A 22,258-nucleotide genomic window follows, 5' to 3' on the forward strand; every position below is an offset into this window, starting at 1 on the left:
TATGTCTGGCCCAGACCGTTAGAAATCCACCCGATAGCCCAGCGTCAGCGTGCGGCCACGCCCGGCAAAATAGCGCTCGTCATTGACCAGCGCGCTCTGCGAGTAGTAGGTGACGTACTGCTCATCCAGCAGATTGGCAACCCCTACATTGACCTGCCCGACGGGTAGCTGATAGCCCACGGCGGCGTCCATCAACAGGTAGCCGTCAAACTCACGGTTGGCTTCATCGAAGGATTTATCGAAGGCGTAGTTGGCCTGTACGAAAGTGGAGAGGTCATCGGTCCAGTTGGCTGCCCAACTGGCGGTCAGGCGATCTGGTGAGACATCAAGCCCTGATAGCTTGGCATCCAGACTGCCATCCTCGTTGCTGTCGTAACGTCCTTCCATGCGCGAGTAGGCCAGGCGCCCTTGGTGCTGATCGGTAAACTGATAGTCCACCGAAGCCTCGAAGCCCTTGATCTCGGTTTCCTGGCGCTGCATGTAGAAGACATCATCGACTTCTGTAAGGCGGCTGCCGAAATCGGAAGAGGATTCGTAATAGCTCAGCTCAGCCGCCAGGCGGCCGTTCTCGAAACGCACCCCGGTTTCGATATTATCGGTAACAATGGGGCTCAGGTTATCGATACTGCCCACGGACTGGCCAGGCGTGCTGATGCCGCGCAGCGCACGTCCCACATCGGGAATAGAAAAGCCTTCGGCATAATTGGCAAACAGGCTCCAGTGATCAACCGGCTTCCACACTGCCCCGACGTTGTAGAGCGTTTCATTGAAACTTGGGTCGCCGCCCTCGACAGCCACCCCGTTATTGGCCGCGACCGTCTGATAGTTGTCGATATCGAGCTTGGCATACTCATAGCGCGCGCCAGCGGAAAGCAGCAGCGAGTCTACCGGGCGCAGGTCCACCTGCAGGAAAGGGGATAGATCCGTGTATTCGGTGGGCGGCACGTAGGTACGGTCGCTGGTGTAAAGATACTGCTCGGTTTCATCGAACAGGGTATCAAAGCCCAGCGTCAGCTTCAGGCGCTCATCCCACAGATCGTCCTTGGTCAGCGAGACCTTGGTACCAAACTTGCTGGTCGCCGCCATGGTCTGATCGTAGAAGGTTCCGACGGGCGCAATGGCCGGGTCCTGGAAGGTCGCTGAATTGGTTGCCCCGAACAGCGCCTCGTAATCCTGATAGAACGCCTGGGCGCTCAGGTGCATGCCGGCAAGGTCGTAGTGGTCGTAGCTCAGCCCTGTGGTCCACACCCGATTATAGGGCGCATCGCCTTCCGGCGTGCCGCGCTCGGAGGTGGTGACCACCCCATTGGCGCGATCCCCCGTCACGCTTACGTAGTCATTGTGACCTTCGATGTTGTAGTGGTTGAGCGTCAGCTGCAGGCGCTGGTTGTCATCCACCCAGTAAGCCAGCTTGCCCAGAATATCGAAGGAGCGCGCATCCATGAGATCGCCCTGGGTGTTGTCCACCCCGACCGCATCGCCGTTGCCATCCAGAAACAGCCCCTGATCTTCATAGCTTGCCGAGAACAGGTAATCCACATCACCGCTGTTGCCGCTTAAGCCGTAGCTGGTTTTATAGCTCAGCGTATCGCCGTCAAGCTCACGGGTGGGCGTGGTGATCTGCGTTTCCACATACTGATTGAACGAGCCCGGCTCGGGGCGCTTGGTAATCAGGTTGATAACGCCACCCGCCGCGCCCACGCCGTTGGTCGCATTGGCGCCCTGAATCACTTCGATCTGTTCGACCATCGAAAAATCAATGGCATGCGCCTCACGCCCGGTGGGGCGCAGCGGGTTGGACTGGGGAATGCCGTCGATCAGTATCAGCGGCGTGCGGCCACGCAGGGTTTCACCGCTGCCACTCATTTTCTGGCGGCTGGGCGAGTAGGAAGGCAGCAGGTTACTGAGTATCTGCGATGAGTCGCTGGTCAGCTGGCGCTGCTGATTGATCTCTGCCTCGCTGATGATACGCACCGTTTGCGGCGACTCTTCCTTGGTAGCACTGGTACGCGAGGCGGTGACGACCATGGTCTGGTCGGCATTGGCCCGCCCTGCCGGCGGCTCAGCCGCGTTTGTTTCCTGAGCATACCCCTGGGTAGCCGCCACCAGTCCTGCCAGGGTAACGGTAGGCCAGATTACCAAGCGTTTATTGACGTGCACTGTGTATTTCCCCCGTGATCGAACAGCGTTTTATTAGCAATGAATCTAAATGATAATGATTATATTGCGCATATTAAGCACGTATTATTCACGAAATGGAACACCCTGTTCGTTAGAATGTGCGAATCATTCTCATGAAGGGACGCGGTTGAAAAGCGAAATGATTGAAAATGAGAATATTTTGCCTTAGGGTCTGGCTATCCCGATTACCCGATGACAACGCGCATGCCTGCACCCCCATCCCTGCATCCTCGCCTTTTCGGCAACGATTTACGCGTTGGCTATGAAGCCGAACCCGTGCTAAAAGGGGTGAATATCGCCATCGACGAGGGCAAGCTGACCGTGCTGCTGGGGCCCAACGGTTGTGGCAAGTCGACACTGCTCAAGACGCTTGCAAGGACACTTACCCCGGGCGCTGGCAACGTTTACCTGGACGGCAAGGACATTCATCGCAGCAACACCCGAGAGGTGGCCAAACGCCTGGGAATCCTGCCCCAGGGCCCCATAGCCCCGGAAGGGCTGAGTGTGAAGCAGCTGGTGGGCATGGGCCGTTTTCCCCACCAAGGGCTATGGCAGAAAAATGCTCGGCAGGATACCGAAGCCGTGCGTGAAGCCATGGCGTATACCCACATCAGCGAGTTTGCCGAGCGCAGCGTTGATGCGCTTTCTGGCGGCCAGCGCCAGCGCTGCTGGATTGCCATGGTACTGGCTCAACAGACCGACCTGATTCTGCTCGATGAACCCACCACCTTTCTGGACCTGAAGGTTCAGGTAGACCTGCTGGAGCTGCTTTCCCGCCTGGCCCATGAAAAAAACCGCACCCTACTGCTGGTGCTTCACGACCTGAACCTTGCCGCGGCCTACGCCGATCACCTGGTGCTGATGCGCGATGGCCAGATAGTCACCAGCGGCGCGCCTTCAGAAGTGTTTACCGCACCGAACCTCAAACGCGTCTTTGACCTGGATGCCCAGGTCATTCACGACCCGGAAAGCGGCAGCCCGATCTGCGTACCGCGCAAGCGCCACCTCGCGGCTACAGAACCCACTCCCCAAGCACAGCCATGCAGCGTGTCATGAAACGCACCTTCTGCGCCGACCTGAGCCAACAGCAGAATGACCCGCTGGCGGGCAGTGCCGCCCACGCCGAGTGCAATCTGCTGATCAGCTGGCCCCGCGCCAAGTGGGAGCGCAGCATGCGCCACGCCAGCGACATGAGCGACACCCTGAAACAGTCGCTGGATACCACGGCTGAGCGCGGCCTACGCATCAACCTCATTCAACAGCCGGGCATGGAAAAGGAGCAGCATCAGATTTTCCTGATGCCCGAGCGACGACGCTTCAACGTTGCGCGCGAGCAACTGGAAGGCTTTCTGGATGCTCTGCAAGCAGGCGACAGCTTGGCTCAGTGGGAACAGCCCGCCCTCGAATGCCAGCTGGTGCTCTGCTGCACTCATGGCAAAAAGGACAAATGCTGCGCCAAGTACGGCTACCAGGCTTACAAGGCATTGGCGCAGGCAGCCACCCGGCATCAACTGCCGTTCGAGATATGGGAAAGCAGCCATCTGGGCGGCTGCAGGCTGGCAGCCAGCATTATTGTATTGCCCAAGGTACGTAAATACGGCCGCATCACACCCGAACAGGCCCTCCCCTTTCTTCAGGCTGAAGCAAAAGGCCAGCGTTTTCTGCCCGGCTACCGGGGCGACTCATCGCTCACCTCTGCCCAGCAGTGCAGCCAGCTGGCCGCCCTGCAGCACGTGAGTACAGAGGATTATCAGCCACGGTTAACGCTGCTGGAGGATACGGGCGATGAGCAGGAACGCGTCATGCGCTGGCAGCAGGAGGATAATCAGCGCTGCTTAACCGTTACATGCCGAGCGTTTACGATCATGCGTGTGGATACCTGCGCGGATCTTGAACAGGGGCCAACGGAGAGCGTGGTGTGGCAAGTGGTTGAGATCAAGTAGTACTTTTCAACGATAAACAGCTCGCGTCTATCTGCGCATTGAGGGTAGCGCCCCTCAAATCTTGTTAGCAGTACTCTTCCCCTTTCATTGCCTCTTTTTCACACTGAACCATTGCACATAGTTGCAATGGACATCTTTCTGTAACAGCAAGTATTTAAACTAAGCTTATAAATAATCAACATTTTCAATAATTTAAAAAATTTACTTCATCAAAACCACGTGCATAAAGTGATGAAAAGCCTATATCACTGCCCGCCCAGGCAATGGCTGAAATTCTAGGCGCACCTTCATTGAGGCAATCTGACATGACATTCAATCGTACACTCTCAAGCTTCACGGCCATGGCCGTCTGCGTTATGGCACCGGCGCACGCACAGGGAGAATTTGACCTGCCAACGCTGATTGAAAGCGCCCGACAGGAAGCCACTATCACGGTATACGCGCCCACCGGAAAGATCGTTCAACAAGCCGAGGACTTCACCGAAAAATATGGCGTCAGCGCAGTGGGCGTTAAAGCGAAGGCAGCACAAACAATTGAAATCGTGAGCCGCGGCGCGCGCGCCAATAACGTACAGGCAGATGTGGTACTGATTGAAGACGCGCCCGGAGCCACCGAGCTGTTACTCAACTCGCAATACGTCAGCAGCTGGGTGCCTGAGGACATGACCGATGACATCATCAGCGAGTATCAAAATCCGCTGGCCGTCATTCTGGCGCCGAATGTGTGGGCCTATAACACCGCTGAGTACGACAGCTGCCCAATCACGAATATATGGCAGCTCACTGAAGGCGAGTGGCGTAACAAGATCACCCTGCAGGACCCTGCCATCAAGCCACTCTATATAGACTGGTTCAACCAGATGGCGACCCACCACGACCAGGCCATGGCCGAGGCGTTTCACGCCTTCAGTGGCGAACCGCTTGACACTGACGAGGCATCGGCAACGGCCGAGTTCGTTAAACGTCTGGCACAAAACGGCCCGTTGATGACACCTTCCGACAGCGAAGCCGCCGACGCCATTGGCACTGTTGACGCCGGTGGCAGCTTCGTGGGCCTGATCAGCACCGCCGCGTTTCGCGACAACAATAACGGCCTGGCGTTGGGCATCTGTCACGACATGCAGCCCTTCATCGGGGTCAGCTACCCGACGTTTGGCCTGATGACCACACAAACCCGAAGCCCCAATGCCGCCAAGCTCTTCCTCTACTACCTGATGACCGAAGAAGGCATCAAGCTGCAGAGTATGGACGGCAAGATGTCGACGAACACCGCCTTTGCACTCCCCACCGAGGAAGCATCGGGTATCGAGCAATTTCGTGATCAGCTGATGATGTACCGGACGGATACGGCGGGGTCGGATTGGGAGAATCGTCAAGATTGGCTGGATCTTTGGAGTTTGAATTATTCGCGGTGAGTTTGCTTGCGTATTACGACAACCATAGTCTTTAAACCAATAGCTGCGCTCACCCTACATTACGCCGTGATGCGGGCCAGCATAAGGCGTATAACCAATACTTGGTCGACGTTTTTTGGCAACGGGTACAACGAGAAAGGAATAAACCGAGGGTAAATCATTGAAAAATGGTGGGCCCAGTAGGACTTGAACCTACGACCAAGGGATTATGAGTCCCCTGCTCTAACCAACTGAGCTATAGGCCCGCAAAGCGTGCATATAATAGCGAATGTGTCCGGGCGAGGCTACCCCTTCAGCGCGTATCTTAGCGTCTGGCGGCACTTTTTGGCGGTTGGGGGGTCTTGAGAGGAGTCCTTTATGCGGAGACGCGCTGTGAAAGCTTTGTTTGCGGTTATTCCACTTATGTTGACGCTGCCGGTTCAGGCGGATTGGCAGCTGGACCCCGGCCAGTCGCGCGTGCAAGCCACCATTACCCAGCTTGATGGCGCGAGCCCTCAAACCCACCACCATGAGGTGCGCGATCTTCAGGGGGATATCTCACCGGACGGCACGCTGCGCCTGCCGCTCAAGCTGAGCCAGACCGATCTGCTGTCGCGCTTCAATGATCTGCCGCCCTGGGCGGGCCTGTTGGCGAATACCACGCTGGTCACGCTGACCGCGCAGATGCCGCCGGAGCGGCTGGATGCGCTGGATATTGGCGAGTCGCTGGTGGAAACCCTGACGTTCCGGGTGCAGGCCGATGCGGTCAACCAGCAGGAGGCGGTGCCGCTGCGCTTTACGCGGGAAGGCGTCAATCAGGTGCGCGTTACCCACGCCGAGCCATTGGCGATGGATGGCAAGGCCTTGATGTCCAACAGTACGGTGCGCACCGTGCTTTCCATGCTGGGCTACCAGCAGATCGATGAACACGTGCCGGTCACGCTGAACGCGCTGCTGATCAATCGCTAGCCCTCCCCTCTTTATTACCGATAACGCTTTGCCACCTGCCGCTCAGGCAGGCTGGCGGGTGCGGCGTACGTTGGCAAGCAAGGGGCTGCCGGTATCCGGGTCGGTAAGCAGTGTGCACTCTACCTGGTAGAGCTTGCGTACCAGTTGCGGCGTTACCACCTCCGCAGGCGCCCCCTGATCCACAATCTTGCCATCGCACATGGCAATCAGGTGATCGGCATAGCGGCAGGCGCTGGCCAGGTCGTGGAGCACCATGACCACCGTACGCCCGTGCCCGGCCAGGTGGCGTACCAGCTCGAACACTTCTATCTGGTGGCCCAGATCCAGCGCCGAGGTGGGTTCATCCAGCAGTAATAGCGGGGTCTGCTGGGCGATGGTCATGGCGATCCAGGCGCGCTGACGCTGACCGCCGGAAAGCGCATCGATGGGCCGGTCGGCCAGGTCTTCAAGCCCCGCGGCCAGCAAAGCGTGCTGTACAACGCGCTGATCTTCCGCCGACCACTGGCGCAGCCACCCTTGGTGGGGCTGGCGGCCAAAGCGGATCAGCTCGGTCACGGTGAGCCCTTCCGGGGCAATGGCTTCTTGCGGCAGCAACGCCAGTTGCGTAGCCAATTGGCGGGAAGGCAGGCGCTGAATATCCTCGCCGCTCAATAGCACGCTGCCGCCATCGGGCTTGTGCAGCCGGGCAAGCCCGGAGAGCAGGGTCGATTTACCGCAGCCGTTGGGGCCTACAATGGCGGTTACCTTGGCATCCGGCAGGCTGACATCCAGGCCGTCGATGATCCGCCGCGGGCCGTAGCCCATGCAGAGTGCTTCGGTTGCAAGGCTTGGCGGGGTGCGAAAATCGTTCATGCGTGGCTCCGTTGCGGCCGCATCAAAATCCATAAAAGCCAGGGGCCGCCGATAATGGCGGTCACGATACCTACCGGAAGCTCGATGGGCGCCAGCAGCGTGCGCCCGGCAAGGTCCGCCAGTACCATCACCAGTGCCCCTGAAAGCGTGGCGGCCACCACCGGCACATGGCGCGGCGTGGAAAGCGCCCGGGCGATTTCCGGGCCGATAAGCCCAACCATGCCCACCGGCCCGGCAACGGCCACCGCGAGCGCCGTCAGCACGACCGAGAGCAGGAGAATCTGCATCCGCCGGGCCTTGGCGTTTACCCCCAGGCCGTTGGCCGTGGCTTCGGAAAATCGCAGAATGGTCAGCGAGCGGGCCAGCGCCAGTGCGGCTATTAATCCGAGCGCAAGCCCAACGGCCAGCAGTTGCACCGAGCCACCGGCACGGGCGTTGAGCGACCCGACCGTCCAGGGGTAGGCGGCGTTGGCGGTGTCGATGGCCACTCGCGCCAGCAGCAGTTGGGTGATGGCGCCGAACACGGCGCCCACGCCAATACCCGCCACGATAAAGCGATACCCCTGGGTGCCGCTGCCCGCGGCCAGTCCGAAGGTCAGCACGGCGGCGGTCACCGCACCCGTCAGCGCCATGGCGGAAGGCGCGAGCGACACGCTAAGCCCCACTACAGAAGCCACCGCAAACGCGGTGGCGCCGTTATCGATGCCGATAATACCCGGTGTGGCCAGGCGGTTGCGCGCCAGGGTCTGCATCAGAATACCCGCCAGGGCGAAGGCGCCGCCGGTCAGGCAGGCGGCCACCAGGCGCGGCAGGCGCAGCTCCTGAACCATGAAGGTGGTCATCATGCTGCCCTGCCCGGCCAGTGCCCCAATCACCTCGCGCGGGTCGAGGGCCAGGCTGCCCAGGCACAGATAAGCGATACTTGCGAGTACCAGCGCCAGCAAAAGCCCCAGGTTGACCCACACGGCGCGCTGCTCGATCAGAACGCTGGCGCCACGCCCGCCCCACCACCAATAGCCACTGGGCGGCGTTACCGGCGCGTCCTCCGCGGTACTTGTCAAAGGCGCGCTGGAAAGCAGTGCGGCCGCGCCCTGTTTTCTGAATTCAGGTTTTAACCAGCGAGGGGTCATAGACAGGCTCATAGCATGGGTAACCGGCGGGCACGTACGGCGGCGATCAGTACAGGCGCCCCGCACAGGGCAGTAAGCACGCCAAGCGGCAGCTCGGAAGGCGCGACCACCACCCGCGAAATGATATCGGCGGCCAGAATGATCAAGGGGCCAATCGGCAGGCAGAACCACAGCGTACGCCGAATGTCCGGCCCGGCAAAGGCGCGGGCGATGAAAGGCACCACCAGCCCGACAAAAATGATAGGGCCGGCAATGGCGGTAGCCGCCCCTACCAGCAGGGCAACGCAAAGTACCACCAGGGCACGGATAAGTTGAGGATGATGACCAAGCCCCGAGGCCATGCGCTCGCCGAGTGCCAGCGCCGAAAGCGGCCGGGCAATCAGAGCAATCAGCGCGGTGCAAAATGCCATGGAAGGCAACACCGCCCATAGATCATCCAGGCGGCGCCCAGCCAGGCTGCCGATCACCCAGAAGCGCACTTCATCGGCGGAGCGCTGATCGAACAGCAGCATCAATGACGTCAACGCGCCCAGCAGCGCCGAAAAGGCGGCACCGGCGAGCACCAGGCGTATAGGGTCGTTGCCCACCCCACGCCAGCGGGCCACGCCCAGCACGCACAAACAGCCCGCCAGCGCCCCCACCTGGGCCACGGAAATACGCAGAGAGGCGGCGCTTGCCCCCAGCACCAGCGCCAGCGCCACGGCAAAGGCGGCCCCTGCACTGACGCCCAACAGGCCGGGCTCGGCAAGCGGGTTGCGCGCCACGGCTTGCAGCAGTGCGCCGGAAACGCCGAGCGCCATGCCTACGGCTATGCCAATCAGCGTGCGGGGTGCACGCAGCTCCCAAACCACAAAATGCGCGTCGCTGTCTTCACTGCCCAGCAGCATGGAGAACGCTCGAAGAGGCGAAACGCTGCCCGCGCCGACCAGCAGGCTAACGACACTCACCGCCACAAGGGCGGTGAGTAGGCATAACAGCAGCGTGCGCTGATCAAGACGCTTGGCTCGTGCGAGCACTTTCATGGACACTCCCTCACGAGCAGACCTTGTTGTTCATCATTACTAGTGCAAGCAGCTCAGGGTAAAAGGGCTTCTTCGATATCGTTCAGAATGACCTCGGCCGCCAGCGGGCCAGATGCACTGCTCCAGACCTGACCGTTCACCGGTACCACGTGGCCCTCTTTCACCACGTTCAGGCGGGTGAAGGCGCTGCTCTGCTCGGCAGCGTCCAGCGCCTGCTGGCCTTCTTCGTTGAGCGTGGCAAGAAACAGCCAGTCGCCGTCAATCATGGAGAGGTTTTCAAGGCTCAGGACATCGCTATGCGCGCTGCCTTCCTTGACCAGCCCTTCATCGTCGACCTCAAGGCCCGTCGAGGCGAGCACGCCGGTAGCGAACAGTTCGGATGACATGACCATGGGGCCGGCGGGCATCCAGCGGGCCAGATAGGCGGTACCGCCGATACCGGCGTCACTCAGGCGCTCGTTGAGCGCGGCGGCGCGCTGCTCGACGTTCTCGAGCACTGTTTCAATATCGGCTTCCTTACCCAGCGCCTGGCCATAAAGGCGCGACTCGGCTTTCCAGCCATCGCGCGAAAAGCCATCGGACGCGGGCACGACGGTGGGCGCTATACGGGAAAGCAGCCGATACTGCTCTTCGGGAAGCTGCGGGGCGGCCAGGATCAGGTCGGGCTCCAGACGCAGCACCGCTTCGATATTGGTTTCACGGGCAACGCCCACCATTTCAAGCAGGCCGGTATCGATATGCTCACCGATATACGCGGCCACTTCGTTGCCGCCGCGTGTCGCGATGGCGCCAATCGGCGTAACCCCGGCGGCAACCGATGCATCCAGCGCCCCTTCATACAGTGTCACGATACGCTCTGGCGAGTCAGGCACTTCAACGTTGCCGAACGCGGTATCGAGCTCACGCGCCTGGGCGTTGCCGATAAGGCTACCGAGTAGCACACCTGTTAAACCGTGACGTAGTACCGTACGCAGCATGGTGATTCCCTATCCAGATGATCGCTTGAAGGTATGAAGCGGGCGTTGATGTAATGCACGTAAATGCAATTTCACAGGCTAAGCATGCTTGCCATCAAGTCGCCAATGGGTGAATAGTAACGATTCTCAAAATCAGTTGCATCATCATTTATTCGAATTGAGTGTTCGAATTTACGCAACCCTTCGAGAACTTGCTTGCGGCTTCAACGTTGCATGTAAAGCAACGTACCGTTCCCGTTGAAAAATATCGATATCCGGAACTTTTCGAAATAGAATCCCGCTTGTTCATGATAATCAATATCATTAGAAAAAAACTATCATTACCAAGGGGTTTGCAATGTACCGCTTTTCTCGTAACACGCTGGCCAGTGCCGTGGCGCTTGCCGCTGTCGCTTCAACGTCCGTGCAGGCTCAGGAAAATACCGCGCTGGATAACATGGTGGTGACCGCGGCGGGTTACGAGCAGGCGCTGAACAACGCTCCGGCCAGCATTTCGGTCGTTACCCGCGAAGAGCTCGAGCAGCGCCAGTTCTCCAGCATCGCCGATGCCATTGCTGACGTGCCGGGGGTTGATGTCCGCGCCGGTACCGGCAAGACAGGTGGCTACAACATCTCCATTCGCGGTATGCCAAGCGCCTATACCCTGATTCTGATCGATGGTCGCCGCCAGAACACCTCCGGCGATGTCACGCCTAACGGATTTGGCGAAACCTCCACAAGCTTCATGCCGCCCCTTTCGGCCATCGAGCGTATCGAGGTGATTCGTGGCCCGATGTCCACGCTTTATGGGTCAGACGCCATGGGCGGAGTGATCAACATCATTACCCGCCGCGTGGGAGCAGACTGGGCAGGCTCGGTAACGGTCGAGAACACCTTCAAGCAGAATCGCGACGAGGGCAACAGTTCGGCGATCAACCTGTATGCTGCCGGCCCCCTGGTTGAAGACACGCTAGGCCTGCAGCTGCGCGGCCGCCTGTTTGATCGCGGCGACTCCGAGCGCATCATAGAGAACAGCGTAGGCCGCGACCCGCGCTCCTCCGAGGCGCGCATCTACTCCATCGGCGGGCGCTTGAACTTGACGCCGGATGATACCAACGAGCTGTGGGTAGACGCCGAGCGCTCTCGCCAGGTTTATGACAACGACGATTGCCGCCTGGGCAGCCTGGATGGCCTGAGACGCAACGACTGCGCAACGCCGCAGCCGGGTGCTGCCTTCGGCTATGAAGATGAGCTGCGCTTCAACCGCGACCAGATTGCCATTGGCCACACCGGACGCTATGCCGCTGGCACTCTGGAAAGCAGCGTTACCCGCAACTTCACCGAATCGCTTGGCCGCACGCTGCCCGCAGGCAACGCGCCGGACTATGGCTATATCGCCCAGGGCGGCGAACCGCGTCTGCTGGAAAACCGTGACATCGTGGTCGACAGCAAGTTTACCGCACCGCTGGATGATCACATGGTCACCCTGGGCGGGCAGTACATCGATGCCGAACTCAAGGACGGCACGGCGGGCAACGAGACGTTCTCCCAGTCAAGCTGGGCGCTGTTTGCCGAAGACGAATGGCTGCTGCGCGATGACCTGGCGCTGACGCTGGGCGGGCGCTATGAAAGGCACAACGCGTTTGGCGGCCACTTCAGCCCGCGCGGCTACCTTGTCTGGAACACCACCGACGAGTGGACACTCAAAGGCGGTATCAGCCAGGGGTACAAGACGCCGACGCTGAACCAGCTGCACGATGGCGTCGTCGGTTTCGGCAACCAGGGGCAGTCGGTGACGCTCGGCTCGCCAGACCTCGAGCCGGAAAAAAGCACCAACTACGAAATTGGCGCCATCTACGACAATCTTGAAGGCTTCTCTGCCGGGGCGACCGTTTTCTATACCCAGTTCCGCGACCGGATCGCCGATGGTGACGACCTGCTCAACTGCCAGTTTGTGGACAATAACGGCAACCGTCCTTACGCCAATACGGCCAATTGCCTGAGCGTGGGCAGCTTCACCCAGCAGGAAAGCTTCAGCCAGGCCGTCAACATCGACCGCGCCGAAACCCGCGGCGTCGAATTGACCAGCAGCTACCAGTTCGCCCCCGCCTGGACGATCAACGGCGGCTATACCTATACCGACACCGAAATCACCTCGGGTGAGAACGAAGGCCAGATACTGACCAACGTACCCAAGCACAAGCTGACCGCCGACCTTAGCTGGGCGATCAACGACCGCTGGAGCACGACCCTCGAGGGCGAGTACTACTCTTCCCGCGAGCGCTTCTCCGGCGGCCTTCCCACCGCCGGCGAAAACCTTGCCCTGTACGAGCAGTTGGGCAACAAGCTCGATGGTTATGAACTGTTCAACCTGCGCAGCACCTACCGCTTCGCTAACGATATCCGCCTGACCGGCGCTATCAACAACCTGCTGGACAAGGATTTCACCACCTACGATACCTTTGAGCACAATGGCGATACCTACGCCGCCTTCCGCTACACGCAGACCGGCCGCTCGACAGACGGCGTCGCGCTGGATGGCCGCAGCTTCTGGGTATCCGCCACCTACGATTTCTAGACGCTCCTTGCTCGCTGCTGTTTCAACGCACCTTGTTGGCCCTGGTATTTACCAGGGCTTTTTTGTGTCCATGATTTGACAATAAAAAACGGCCACCCAGAAGGTAGCCGTTACATGAAGAGGTATGACGCAAGAGAGGGTATCTCGGACCAAAAATCCCAGACAGCGCGCGAATCAGAAATCCACGCTCAAGCCTAGCCACACGCGGCGACCATCTTCGACATAGCCGTACTCATCGTAGGTAATCTCTTCATCCAGCACGTTATAGATACCGGCCTTGAGCTGGGTGTTGTCATTCAGCTGATAGCCAATGCCGGTATCCACGAACGTATAGGAAGGCGCGATGGTGGAATTTGAGGATGGCCCGCTGACCGGTTGGCTCTCCTCGCCTCGGTAGGTCAGCTTGGTCCACTGGCTTAATCGGCTAGAGACCTGCCAATCAAGCGATGCCGACACCTGGTGGCGCGGTAATTGCGTCAACGGGCTGCCTGCATACTCGCCGCTTTTCTGCTCAGAATCTGTGAAGGTATAGCTGCCGGTCAGGTCAAGTGACCCATTGAGCGGCGCGGATAGACTGACCTCGACGCCACGGGTAACGGCTTCATCGACGTTAACGCGGTACGTCGGGTCGCTGCCAAAGTCGTTGGGCCCCGCATCACAAATCGCGACCGGGCAAGCGATTCGGGTGATTTTGTCATCGAAGTCATTGTGAAAGACCGTCAGGCTTGCGCTGAGGCCATCTTCATTTGCGTAGTAGAGGGCCAATTCCTTGTTGAGTGAGGTTTCAGGCTTTAGGTCGGGGTTGCCGTACACGTTGCCCCCACGGCTAACCTGGCCCCAGTCAGGCGCGGTTTCACGGATATTGGGTGAGCGATACCCGGTTGATATACCGCCTTTCAATGTCCAGTTCGGTGTCATGTTCCACACGCTGTAAAGTCGGGGGCTCAGGTGGCTGCTGTACTTGTCCGACTCATCCAGACGAATGCCACCGGTCAATGACCAGCTATCGGTCAACATCCACTCATCTTCGACAAACAGCGCCCACTGGTTCTGGTCAAGGGTTACACGGTCTGAAATCTGATTGGTGGTATTATCCTCAAGCGCCTGTCTTTCATAACTGCCGCCCAAGGTCAGCATGTGCATACCAAGCGGCATCACCAGGCTGGTCTTGGCCGTGGTATTGGTGATCTCGATATCCCGCGAGCGGTTTTCACTGCTTTCGCGCTGTACAAAAGTTTCCGTGGTGCCGATATCGAAGCGCCCGCTGTGGGTCAGGGCGACGTGCCGGTTGGTAAACTCGTCAAATCTATCTTCACAACCGCCCCGGCAGCCTTCAGCGGGTGCCGAACGGCCCATCAATGACTGGCGCTCCTGCTCGGTAATACCCGCTTCAAAGGTAACGTCGTGATTATCCGCCGCCGCTAGGCTTAGGCGTGCCGTCAAGCTTTGCAACTGCTTGTCTTCATGACCATTGAGAATATCGTCTTCATCACGCTGTGAAGCCCGGCCGTACAGTTGAAGACCAAGCGTATCGCTTACTAACGGGCCGCTCAGGTAGAAATTGGCCTGTCGGCTATCACCGGCATCGCTGCTTTCCTGCAGCACCGTATCGAGCTGAAGATTGCCGTGCCACTGCTGGGCCACCTTTCGAGTTATCACATTGATCACCCCGCCGATGGCATCTGAGCCGTAGAGGGTTGACATGGGCCCGCGCACCACTTCGATACGCTCAATGGCCTGCAGTGGCGGCAACCAGTCCTGTTCAAACCCTGCGCTGCCGTTAGGGCGCGATTCACGCGAACTCTGCGGGCGGCCATCTATAAGAATCAGCGTGTATTGGGCAGGCATACCGCGAATGGAAATGTCGTGTCCGTTATCCCCTGCCCCGCCTCCGGTAATCGTGACCCCGGGAACATCCCGCAGCGCATCCGTCACATCTTGATAATGCCCACGCTCTAGCTGCTCGCGGGAAAGCACGCTAATGGAGGCAGGCGCATCCTTGGCCTGCTGCTCGAATCCCGATGCAGTCACGACCATATTGTTCAATGCTTCGGATTGCTGTGCCAAGGCAGAGCCTGCTGCTAATGAGGTAACGGTAGTGGCTAGTAGCGTTCGTTTGAATGAGCCAGACATGGCGCGTCCCTTGTCGAAAACATCGTAAGATAAATGAGAACTATTAGCGTTGATATCTTAACGGTTTGGACCCCATAACGGGTGGGACAAGCCGTTCACCAACCCGCAACCTAAATGCCAATTATTTTCATTTGTAATATTGGCTGGCATAATGAGGTGATTACCTGCTCGGCGGTTTCTTATGTACGACTTTGACGAACTCAATGCTTTTGCCAATGTGATGGCGACCGGGAGTCTTACGCGCAGCGCGCAGGCGATGGGGCTTGCCAAGTCGACGCTCAGCCGGCGTATCAGCCAGCTGGAAAATCGCCTCAACCAGCCCCTGCTGCGCCGCCAGGCCAATCGCCTGATTCCTACCGAGGCAGGGCTCCTGTTTCATACCTACTGCAAGGAGCTTCTGGCGCTGGCCGCCAACAGCCAGGAGGCGCTGGCCGAGCTGAAGGAGGATATCTGCGGGCCGTTGACGCTCAAGGTCCATACCTCGCTGACTCGCGGCTGGGCGAGCGCGCTGATCAACGAATTCGTCGACCTTTACCCCTATATCGAGCTGACCCTGCAGACGTTGGATGCCCTACCCACCTCGCCGGATAGCCACTGCGTGCACGTCTGGATTGGCGAGCTGGGCGATTGCGGGCTTAATCAAGAGGTGGTCGGCGAGCTTTCGCGCGGCCTTTACACCAGCCCGCGGTATCAGGAGGCAGCGCCACTGCCGGTTCATCCCCGCGAGCTTTGCCATCACGCCTGGGTGGATTTGCTGGGCACTACCCAGGAAGGGCTTTCACTGCGCCACCACCAAGGTGAATCCTACGCTTTTCATCCTCCGCGCTCGCGCTTGCGGGTTGATCTGGCGCTGCTGCACATGGACGCCATTGCTCGTGGCCAGGGAATTGGCGTGCTGCCGCACTGGCTGGTTCAGCAGCGTGAACAGCACCACCCCGGTGAGCTGATGGCCTGCCTGCCCGAGTGGGCGCCGCCGCCGCTTCCCATTACGCTACTTTATGCTTACGGCCATCAGCCGCGCCGCGTTCATGCTCTGCTGGATTTCCTGCGCGCCAGTACGCCAGCGCAGTGGCAACACGGGGCAAACCGCTATTTGGGTCAACCGCTTGCCAGTTAGCTAGCCGATTAACGACAATAGCCCGGCCTTTCTGCCAAGGACGTCTGTTAAAGGCGTCTGTTAAGGACTATGCATGCTTGCTGAACTGTTTGCCGTCATGGCGCCCGTGCTTGCCGGGGCGGGGTTGGGGTTTTTCTGGGTGCGCCTGGGCCACCCTTTCCCGGTCGATTTCGTGACCCGTCTGGTTTTCAATATTGGTACGCCCTCGCTGGTGCTGGCCTCGCTTGCGGGTGCCGACATCGACGCCGCCACTTTTGGCCAGACCATGCTGGCCGCCGCACTGGTCATTCTGACCATGGGGGCTTGTACCTTTCTGACTGCGCGGCTGTTGCGCCGAGACTGGCGCGTACTGCTGGCGCCCATGATGTACCCCAACACCGGTAATATGGGCTTGCCGGTGGTGCTCTATGCCTTTGGCAGCGCGGGGTTTGCCTACGGTATTACGGTCATGGTGACCGTCTCGCTTTTCCAGTTCACGCTCGGGGCCGCGCTCAGCAGCAAGGATAATCCGCTGAAGACCCTGGCCAGGACGCCCACGGTTTACGCCATCGTGATCGCCATGGCGCTGCTCTTGACCGACACCTCACTGCCGGCGTGGCTTGCCAATACTGTGCACCTGATGTCCGGCTTCACGGTTCCCTTGATGCTGATAACGCTCGGCGTCTCGCTTGCCAGCATTCAGGTAAAAAGCCTGCGTTCAGGGCTTGGGTTCAGCCTGGTACGTATTCCGCTTGCCGCCACGGCCGCCTGGCTGATTGCTGGCTGGGTCGGGCTTTCTCCACTGGCGCAAAGCATTCTGGTCGTGCAGATGTGCATGCCGGTAGCGGTGTTCAACTATCTGTTTGCCCAGCGTGCCCAGCGCGAACCCGCGTATGTGGCAAGCCTTGTGTTCTGCTCGACGCTGCTGGCGCTTGTATATCTGCCGGCGCTTCTGGCGCTGCTCATGTAGCGTTAAAAGTGAACCTGCCATGAGGCAAAGAGTCACTGCTAGACTGATGAGTTCGGCACTCAACGTGCGGCTACCTCACCTAAAGGGCTCTTTATGCAAGATGCAAACAAGAAAAACACGACTTCCCGCTGGCTAGCGCCTGGATTCGCCGCACTGTGCCTGACAGCGGGCATGGCCAGTGCTCAGGGCGAGGTGATTGAAACCGAGCATCTGCCGATCAGCCTCGAACGTGTTGCAGAGGGCTTCGAGCACCCCTGGGCGGTGGCCTTCCTGCCCGATGGCCGCTATCTGGTCAGCGAACGCAACGGGCAGTTGAATCTGGTCGAAGACAATGGCCAGTCAAGGGTTCTGGAAGGCTTGCCCCAGGTCAATCATCACGGCCAGGGCGGCCTTCTGGACGTGGTACTGCATCCCGGTTTTGGAGACGGCAGCGGCGAACATGACTGGATTTACTTCACTTGGAGCAAGCCGGATGCCGACGGCAGTCGCAGCGCGCTTTCCCGGGTGAAATGGGAAGGCGACACGCTGGGTGAAGTGGAGAATCTGTTCGAGCAGGACCGTGCCTCAGGACCTGGGCGTCATTATGGCTCGCGCCTTGCCTGGCTTGGCGATGGCACCCTGCTGATGAGCATCGGCGACCGCGGATCGGACCCTACCCGCGCCCAGGCCCGCGATGATCATGCAGGCTCTACTGTGCGGCTGACCGACACCGGCGGCGTGCCGGAAGACAACCCCTTTGTGGATGATCCCGATACCCTTGATGAGATCTACACCCTGGGCAATCGCAATATTCAGGGAATGGTGGTACGCCGCAACGGCGACGCCTGGGCCTCGGAACACGGGCCCCTGACCGGCGATGAGCTGAACCTGCTCGAGGCGGGCAATAACTACGGCTGGCCGGAGGTAACGCTGGGTAATGATTACGCGACCAACGAGCCACTAGGTGCCGATTCACTGCCCGGCATGATCGACCCGCATTACGACTTTGAAATTCGCTTTGCGCCTTCGGGTCTTGCCGAAGTCAGCGGCGAGCTTTTCAGCGCCTGGGAAGGTAACCTGCTGGCGGGCGGGCTGAGCAGCGAACAGCTTCTGCGCGTGGCGCTCGATGGCGACCAGGTTATCGATACCGAGCGCTTGCTGGAGGGGGAAATAGGCCGTATCCGCGATGTCCGCCAAGGCCCGGACGGGGCCATTTACTTGCTTACTGATGAAAGTCAGGGCAGCCTTTACCGCCTGCGTCCCGCAGACCAACCCTGATACATGACTAAATAACGGCTTTTTCAGTGATGAAATGCTCAACACCACCATGGATGCAGCATGCGACTTCGTAACTTAATCATTCTTACTGTCATCGTGCCGCTGTTCGTCGTGCTGGTGGTGTTCAGCCTGGTGGCCATCAAGTCGCTCGAGGACAACGTCCGCTCCAAACTGCAGACCGAAGTCGAGATCATCACTCGGGCGCTGAGTACATCGTTAAGCTACGCCGTTGCCCGGGAAAGCCCTGCCCCGCTTGAAGAAGCGCTTCAGTCGGCCTTTTCATTTCACCGTATTTATGGCGCTTATGTGTTTGATCTGCAGGGCCGCGAAGTCTACGGGCTGGGCCTTGGCAAGGATCTCTTTACCGCCGAAGAGATCCGCCAGGTCATCGAGCGCAACGACCTCTACAGCAATTACCGCCAGCAGGAAGGCTGGACCTACTACTCGGCGCTGACGCCGCTGCGCACTCAGGATGGCACCGTTCACGGCGTGCTTCAGGTCAACCGGCTCAATACCGGGATCGAGAACTACACCGGCTTTATCAGCATAGTGGCGGTACTCGTTTTCGTGATTGGCGCTGCAGGCATCGTGTTCAGCATCTGGTGGGGGTTCAGGCGCTATATCGAGCGGCCGCTCAACCGGTTGCTGCACGTGATGCTGCTGGTCGAGGATGGCGACCGCAGCCAGCGTGCCACCGTTGAGGGGCCTGCAGAATACCGCCGCCTTGCCTCGGGCCTGAACGGCATGCTGGACGCCATGGCGGAGAAGGATCGCGATATCGAGGTACGCCAGAACCGGGAAATCGAGCTGGAAAAACGCCTGCGTAAATCCAAGAAGCTGGCCGAGCTGGGCGTTCTGGCCGCCGGGGTTGCCCATGAAATCGGCGCACCGCTGACGGTCATCAATGGTCAGGCTCAGCGCCTTGCACGCCGCGATGTCATCGGTGATGACGAGCGGGCCAGGCTTGGCCGCATTCGCGGTGAGGTCGAACGCATTGTCGAAATCGTGCGCCAACTGATGGAATTAGGCCGCCAGCACAATGTCGAAAAGGGCGAACTGGCGTTGGATCAGTTGGTAAAAAGCGCCAGCGACCTGGTGGAAGAGGAGCTTGAGCCACGAAATATCCGGCTGGATGTTGATCTTCCCTCCCCCACCCCCCATTTACTGGCCAATGGGCAGCAGATCGTTCAGGTACTGACCAACTTGCTGCGTAACGCAGCACAGGCACCCGATGTCAGCCACGTTCGCGTAAGAGCGCGCAAGAACCAGCACGAATTAACGCTTTGGGTAGAAGACAACGGCCCAGGTATTCCAGTTGCCAACCACCAGCACGTGTTCGACCCGTTCTTCACGACGAAACCGGTGGGTCAAGGCAGTGGCCTGGGGCTTTCCATGGTGCATCGAATTATCAATGACCACGGCGGTACGATTGGCGTATTCAACAGCGCACTTGGCGGCGCTGGGTTTGAAATTACGCTCCCCCTTAGTGAAACCGCATCCGCTTGAGGACAACATTTGTGACCCATCAGGAAAACCTCTTACCTTTACTGGTAGTGGAAGACGACCCGGCGATACGCGAGCTGTTAGAAGAAGAGCTGCAAGATGCGGGCTATCAAACGTTAGGCGTCCCCAGTGCCGAAGAGGCCATTGCCCTATTAAGTCATACGCCCGTTGCCATGGTGATTACCGATGTACGCCTGCCGGGGATGACCGGCATCCAGCTGTTGCAACAGCTGCGCCAGAGCGGCAGCGAGGTGGGGATTATCGTCATTACGGCGTTTGGCACCATCGACCAGGCAGTAGAAGCGCTGAAGCTGGGTGCTGACGACTTCTTGACCAAACCGCTTGATCTGGACGCCATCCGTGAGGCCGTGTTCCGCGTTCTGGAACGCCAGCGTCTGTCGCTTTCGCACGATACGGAGCTTAGCCATTTTCACGGTATCGTGGGGAAAAGCGATGCCATGCAGTCGCTTTTTCACGATGCCTCGCGCTTGGCCAAAAGCAATGCACCCATTCTGATTCTAGGCGAGAGCGGTACCGGCAAGGAGCTTTTGGCGCGTGCCATTCACCAGGAAAGTCCGCGCCATGAGGCTCCCTTTATTCCCGTCAACTGCGCCAGTATTCCGGCAGACTTGATGGAGAGCGAGTTTTTTGGTCATGTGAAAGGCGCTTTCACCGGTGCCAATGAAGCGCGCAAGGGGCTTTTTCAAACCGCCCAGGGCGGCAGCCTGTTTCTGGATGAGATTGGCGAAATGCCGATCAATCTTCAGGCCAAGCTGCTCCGCGCGCTTCAGGAAAAGACCATCCGCCCGGTAGGCGGCGAGCGCGAAGAGCCTGTCGATGTACGTATCATCGCCGCCACACACCGTAATCTGGATAAGGAGATCGAGCAGGAGAGCTTCAGGAGCGACCTTTTTTATCGCCTGGAAACCTTTTCGCTACGCATCCCCCCGCTGCGTGAACGGGGCAGCGATATCGAGCACCTGATTTTCGCGCTCATTGATAAACACGCCGAAGCTCAGGACAAGCAGATCGAGCAGATCGAGCCGGACGCGCTCAATAGCCTGCTGCACTACTCCTACCCCGGTAACGTTCGCGAGCTGGAAAACGCCATCATGCGCGCGGTCACGTTGAGCGAAGAGGGTGTTTTACAGCATCAGGACCTTCCCGAGCGGCTACGCGAACAGTCGCATCAGGATGCAGGAGTAGAAATCACGCCTACACTGACTGGCGAAATCCTACCGGGCTCCCAGCTTCCGGCTCCAACGCCCACGCGCTGGCCAAGCCTTGAAGAGGTAGAGAAGCGCTATATTCGCAAGGTGCTGGAAGCAACGGGAGGCAATAAGCGGCGTACCGCAGAACTGTTGGGAATAGCACGACGCACGCTGTACCGCCGGCTTGAAGACAGTGAAGAGTAATTAAATCCACCATAAGAAAAAGGCCAATCAGCAAGCGCTGACCTGGCCTTTTTTATTAGATCAATTATACAGGATCAGGTGCCATCGTCGGTGGGCGGCACGCCGTTGGCGTCATCGTTGGCCATCGGCCCCGAATTCAGTGGCTCTTGGGGTTCAGGCTGAGCGTTTTCGTTAGGCGCGTCCTCATCACCACAGCCACCCAGCGCCATGACGCTAAACGCACAGATCATGGCTAGAAACAGCGCCTTCATACGATATTTATTTAGCATCACTATGTCGCTCTCCTTTGCATTTCATAGGGCTTGGTACAAGGGCGTTCACTTACTACCAGCTATCAACATAGTCAACTACCTAGGCGTTGCAAGGGATTTCCCCGTTACGCCGACAATAGGCCCATAAAAAAACCCCCGCGGGCGCGGGGGGAAGGATGATAAACCGTGTGGAGCAGCCGCAGGGAACGAACAGCTGAAGCGGCTTATCATCGTAGGGAGCGGTACGCGGTTACTGGCCGCTGGTCAACTCGTCATCGTCTGCTTCATTGGCGCCCGGCATCGGGTCTGTGCCTTCGCCAAAGCCCGGCTCATCGTCGACCGTATTCGTACGTGCTTCATCTTCAGGCTGCATGGACTCCTGCGGAACAGCGGTGTCACTGGAGGCGCTATCTGAAGACTGCTCAATGGGGGATGTTTCAGTCGGCTCTTGCATCATGGAGCCTTCCTGTTCTGGGGCTTGATCCATGGATTCAGGTTGCTGCGCAGGCGGCATGTCGTCATCGCCATTGTCGCCACAGCCTGCAAGCATGAGCACGCTCGCGGCAGCTGCTACCATGCACAGAGAAAGTAAACGTGGCCGTTTCGAG

18 protein-coding genes and 1 tRNA gene are annotated in these 22,258 nt (G+C 59.0%); 10 read left to right on the plus strand and 9 right to left on the minus strand.

What is annotated here, in order from left to right; translation table 11 throughout:
- Positions 1-18: 18 nt before the first annotated feature.
- Positions 19-2,160, minus strand: coding sequence for a TonB-dependent receptor (locus B0H98_RS03020; RefSeq protein ID WP_208623570.1), 2,142 nt, complete (start codon positions 2,158-2,160; stop codon positions 19-21).
- Between the two features lie 225 nt (positions 2,161-2,385).
- Between B0H98_RS03020 and B0H98_RS03025 the strand changes: the two genes are divergently transcribed.
- From B0H98_RS03025 to B0H98_RS03035, 3 genes are all read left to right on the plus strand, one after another.
- Positions 2,386-3,237 carry an ABC transporter ATP-binding protein gene (locus tag B0H98_RS03025; RefSeq protein ID WP_106373572.1) on the plus strand — a complete coding sequence of 284 codons (852 nt, stop codon included), beginning with the start codon at positions 2,386-2,388 and terminating at the stop codon, positions 3,235-3,237.
- Entirely contained in the window at positions 3,234-4,124 is an 891-nt protein-coding gene (locus B0H98_RS03030; protein WP_106373877.1) for a sucrase ferredoxin, read from the plus strand. The genes B0H98_RS03025 and B0H98_RS03030 overlap by 4 nt, the downstream gene beginning before the upstream one ends.
- Before the next feature lie 305 nt (positions 4,125-4,429).
- Positions 4,430-5,539 carry an ABC transporter substrate-binding protein gene (locus B0H98_RS03035; protein WP_106373573.1) on the plus strand — a complete coding sequence of 370 codons (1,110 nt, stop codon included), beginning with the start codon at positions 4,430-4,432 and terminating at the stop codon, positions 5,537-5,539.
- Positions 5,540-5,707: 168 nt separating this feature from the next.
- On the opposite strand, the gene B0H98_RS03040 is transcribed toward B0H98_RS03035, so the two are convergent.
- Positions 5,708-5,784: transfer RNA gene (locus B0H98_RS03040), tRNA-Ile, on the minus strand.
- Between the two features lie 127 nt (positions 5,785-5,911).
- On the opposite strand from B0H98_RS03040, the gene B0H98_RS03045 reads away from it, so the two are divergent.
- Positions 5,912-6,487: a hypothetical protein gene (locus B0H98_RS03045; protein ID WP_244182952.1), complete on the plus strand. Its 576-nt coding sequence runs from the start codon at positions 5,912-5,914 to the stop codon at positions 6,485-6,487.
- A 42-nt stretch (positions 6,488-6,529) separates the two neighbouring features.
- Here the strand turns inward: B0H98_RS03045 and B0H98_RS03050 are convergent, their stop codons facing one another.
- From B0H98_RS03050 to B0H98_RS03065, 4 genes are read right to left on the minus strand one after another with little or no spacing between them, the layout of a single operon-like run.
- The gene (locus B0H98_RS03050; RefSeq protein ID WP_106373575.1) at positions 6,530-7,339 is read right to left on the minus strand and encodes an ABC transporter ATP-binding protein; all 810 of its coding nucleotides are present in this window, start codon (positions 7,337-7,339) and stop codon (positions 6,530-6,532) included.
- Positions 7,336-8,469, minus strand: coding sequence for a FecCD family ABC transporter permease (locus B0H98_RS03055; RefSeq protein ID WP_106373576.1), 1,134 nt, complete (start codon positions 8,467-8,469; stop codon positions 7,336-7,338). Before B0H98_RS03055 ends, B0H98_RS03050 begins: the two co-directional genes overlap by 4 nt.
- 8 nt (positions 8,470-8,477) lie before the next feature.
- Entirely contained in the window at positions 8,478-9,491 is a 1,014-nt protein-coding gene (locus B0H98_RS03060) for a FecCD family ABC transporter permease (RefSeq protein WP_106373577.1), read from the minus strand.
- Between the two features lie 53 nt (positions 9,492-9,544).
- Entirely contained in the window at positions 9,545-10,468 is a 924-nt protein-coding gene (locus tag B0H98_RS03065; protein WP_106373578.1) for an ABC transporter substrate-binding protein, read from the minus strand.
- A gap of 337 nt (positions 10,469-10,805) precedes the next feature.
- On the opposite strand from B0H98_RS03065, the gene B0H98_RS03070 reads away from it, so the two are divergent.
- Positions 10,806-13,025 carry a TonB-dependent receptor domain-containing protein gene (locus B0H98_RS03070; RefSeq protein ID WP_106373579.1) on the plus strand — a complete coding sequence of 740 codons (2,220 nt, stop codon included), beginning with the start codon at positions 10,806-10,808 and terminating at the stop codon, positions 13,023-13,025.
- A gap of 174 nt (positions 13,026-13,199) precedes the next feature.
- Here the strand turns inward: B0H98_RS03070 and B0H98_RS03075 are convergent, their stop codons facing one another.
- Positions 13,200-15,158 (minus strand): ligand-gated channel protein, encoded by a 1,959-nt coding sequence (locus tag B0H98_RS03075; protein WP_106373580.1) that lies wholly within the window; start codon positions 15,156-15,158, stop codon positions 13,200-13,202.
- 181 nt (positions 15,159-15,339) lie between these two features.
- On the opposite strand from B0H98_RS03075, the gene B0H98_RS03080 reads away from it, so the two are divergent.
- The 5 genes from B0H98_RS03080 to B0H98_RS03100 all read left to right on the plus strand — a co-directional run bounded on the left by B0H98_RS03080 (position 15,340) and on the right by B0H98_RS03100 (position 21,399).
- Complete coding sequence (locus B0H98_RS03080; protein ID WP_106373581.1) at positions 15,340-16,275, plus strand: LysR family transcriptional regulator; 936 nt, start codon at positions 15,340-15,342, stop codon at positions 16,273-16,275.
- 73 nt (positions 16,276-16,348) lie between these two features.
- Positions 16,349-17,224, plus strand: coding sequence for an AEC family transporter (locus tag B0H98_RS03085; RefSeq protein WP_106373582.1), 876 nt, complete (start codon positions 16,349-16,351; stop codon positions 17,222-17,224).
- 93 nt (positions 17,225-17,317) lie between these two features.
- Positions 17,318-18,481, plus strand: coding sequence for a PQQ-dependent sugar dehydrogenase (locus tag B0H98_RS03090; protein WP_106373583.1), 1,164 nt, complete (start codon positions 17,318-17,320; stop codon positions 18,479-18,481).
- Between the two features lie 60 nt (positions 18,482-18,541).
- A complete protein-coding gene (locus B0H98_RS03095) occupies positions 18,542-19,987 on the plus strand; it encodes a sensor histidine kinase (RefSeq protein ID WP_106373584.1) in 1,446 nt (481 codons plus the stop codon).
- Between the two features lie 11 nt (positions 19,988-19,998).
- Positions 19,999-21,399, plus strand: coding sequence for a sigma-54-dependent transcriptional regulator (locus tag B0H98_RS03100; RefSeq protein ID WP_106373585.1), 1,401 nt, complete (start codon positions 19,999-20,001; stop codon positions 21,397-21,399).
- Positions 21,400-21,473: 74 nt separating this feature from the next.
- Here B0H98_RS03100 and B0H98_RS03105 read toward each other — a convergent pair whose 3' ends face one another.
- Positions 21,474-21,668 carry a hypothetical protein gene (locus tag B0H98_RS03105; RefSeq protein ID WP_106373586.1) on the minus strand — a complete coding sequence of 65 codons (195 nt, stop codon included), beginning with the start codon at positions 21,666-21,668 and terminating at the stop codon, positions 21,474-21,476.
- Positions 21,669-21,900: 232 nt separating this feature from the next.
- The gene (locus B0H98_RS03110; protein WP_244182953.1) at positions 21,901-22,200 is read right to left on the minus strand and encodes a hypothetical protein; all 300 of its coding nucleotides are present in this window, start codon (positions 22,198-22,200) and stop codon (positions 21,901-21,903) included.
- Between the last annotated feature and the right edge of the window lie 58 nt (positions 22,201-22,258).

It is taken from the genome of Vreelandella songnenensis (assembly GCF_003002925.1).
GTDB lineage: Bacteria > Pseudomonadota > Gammaproteobacteria > Pseudomonadales > Halomonadaceae > Vreelandella > Vreelandella songnenensis.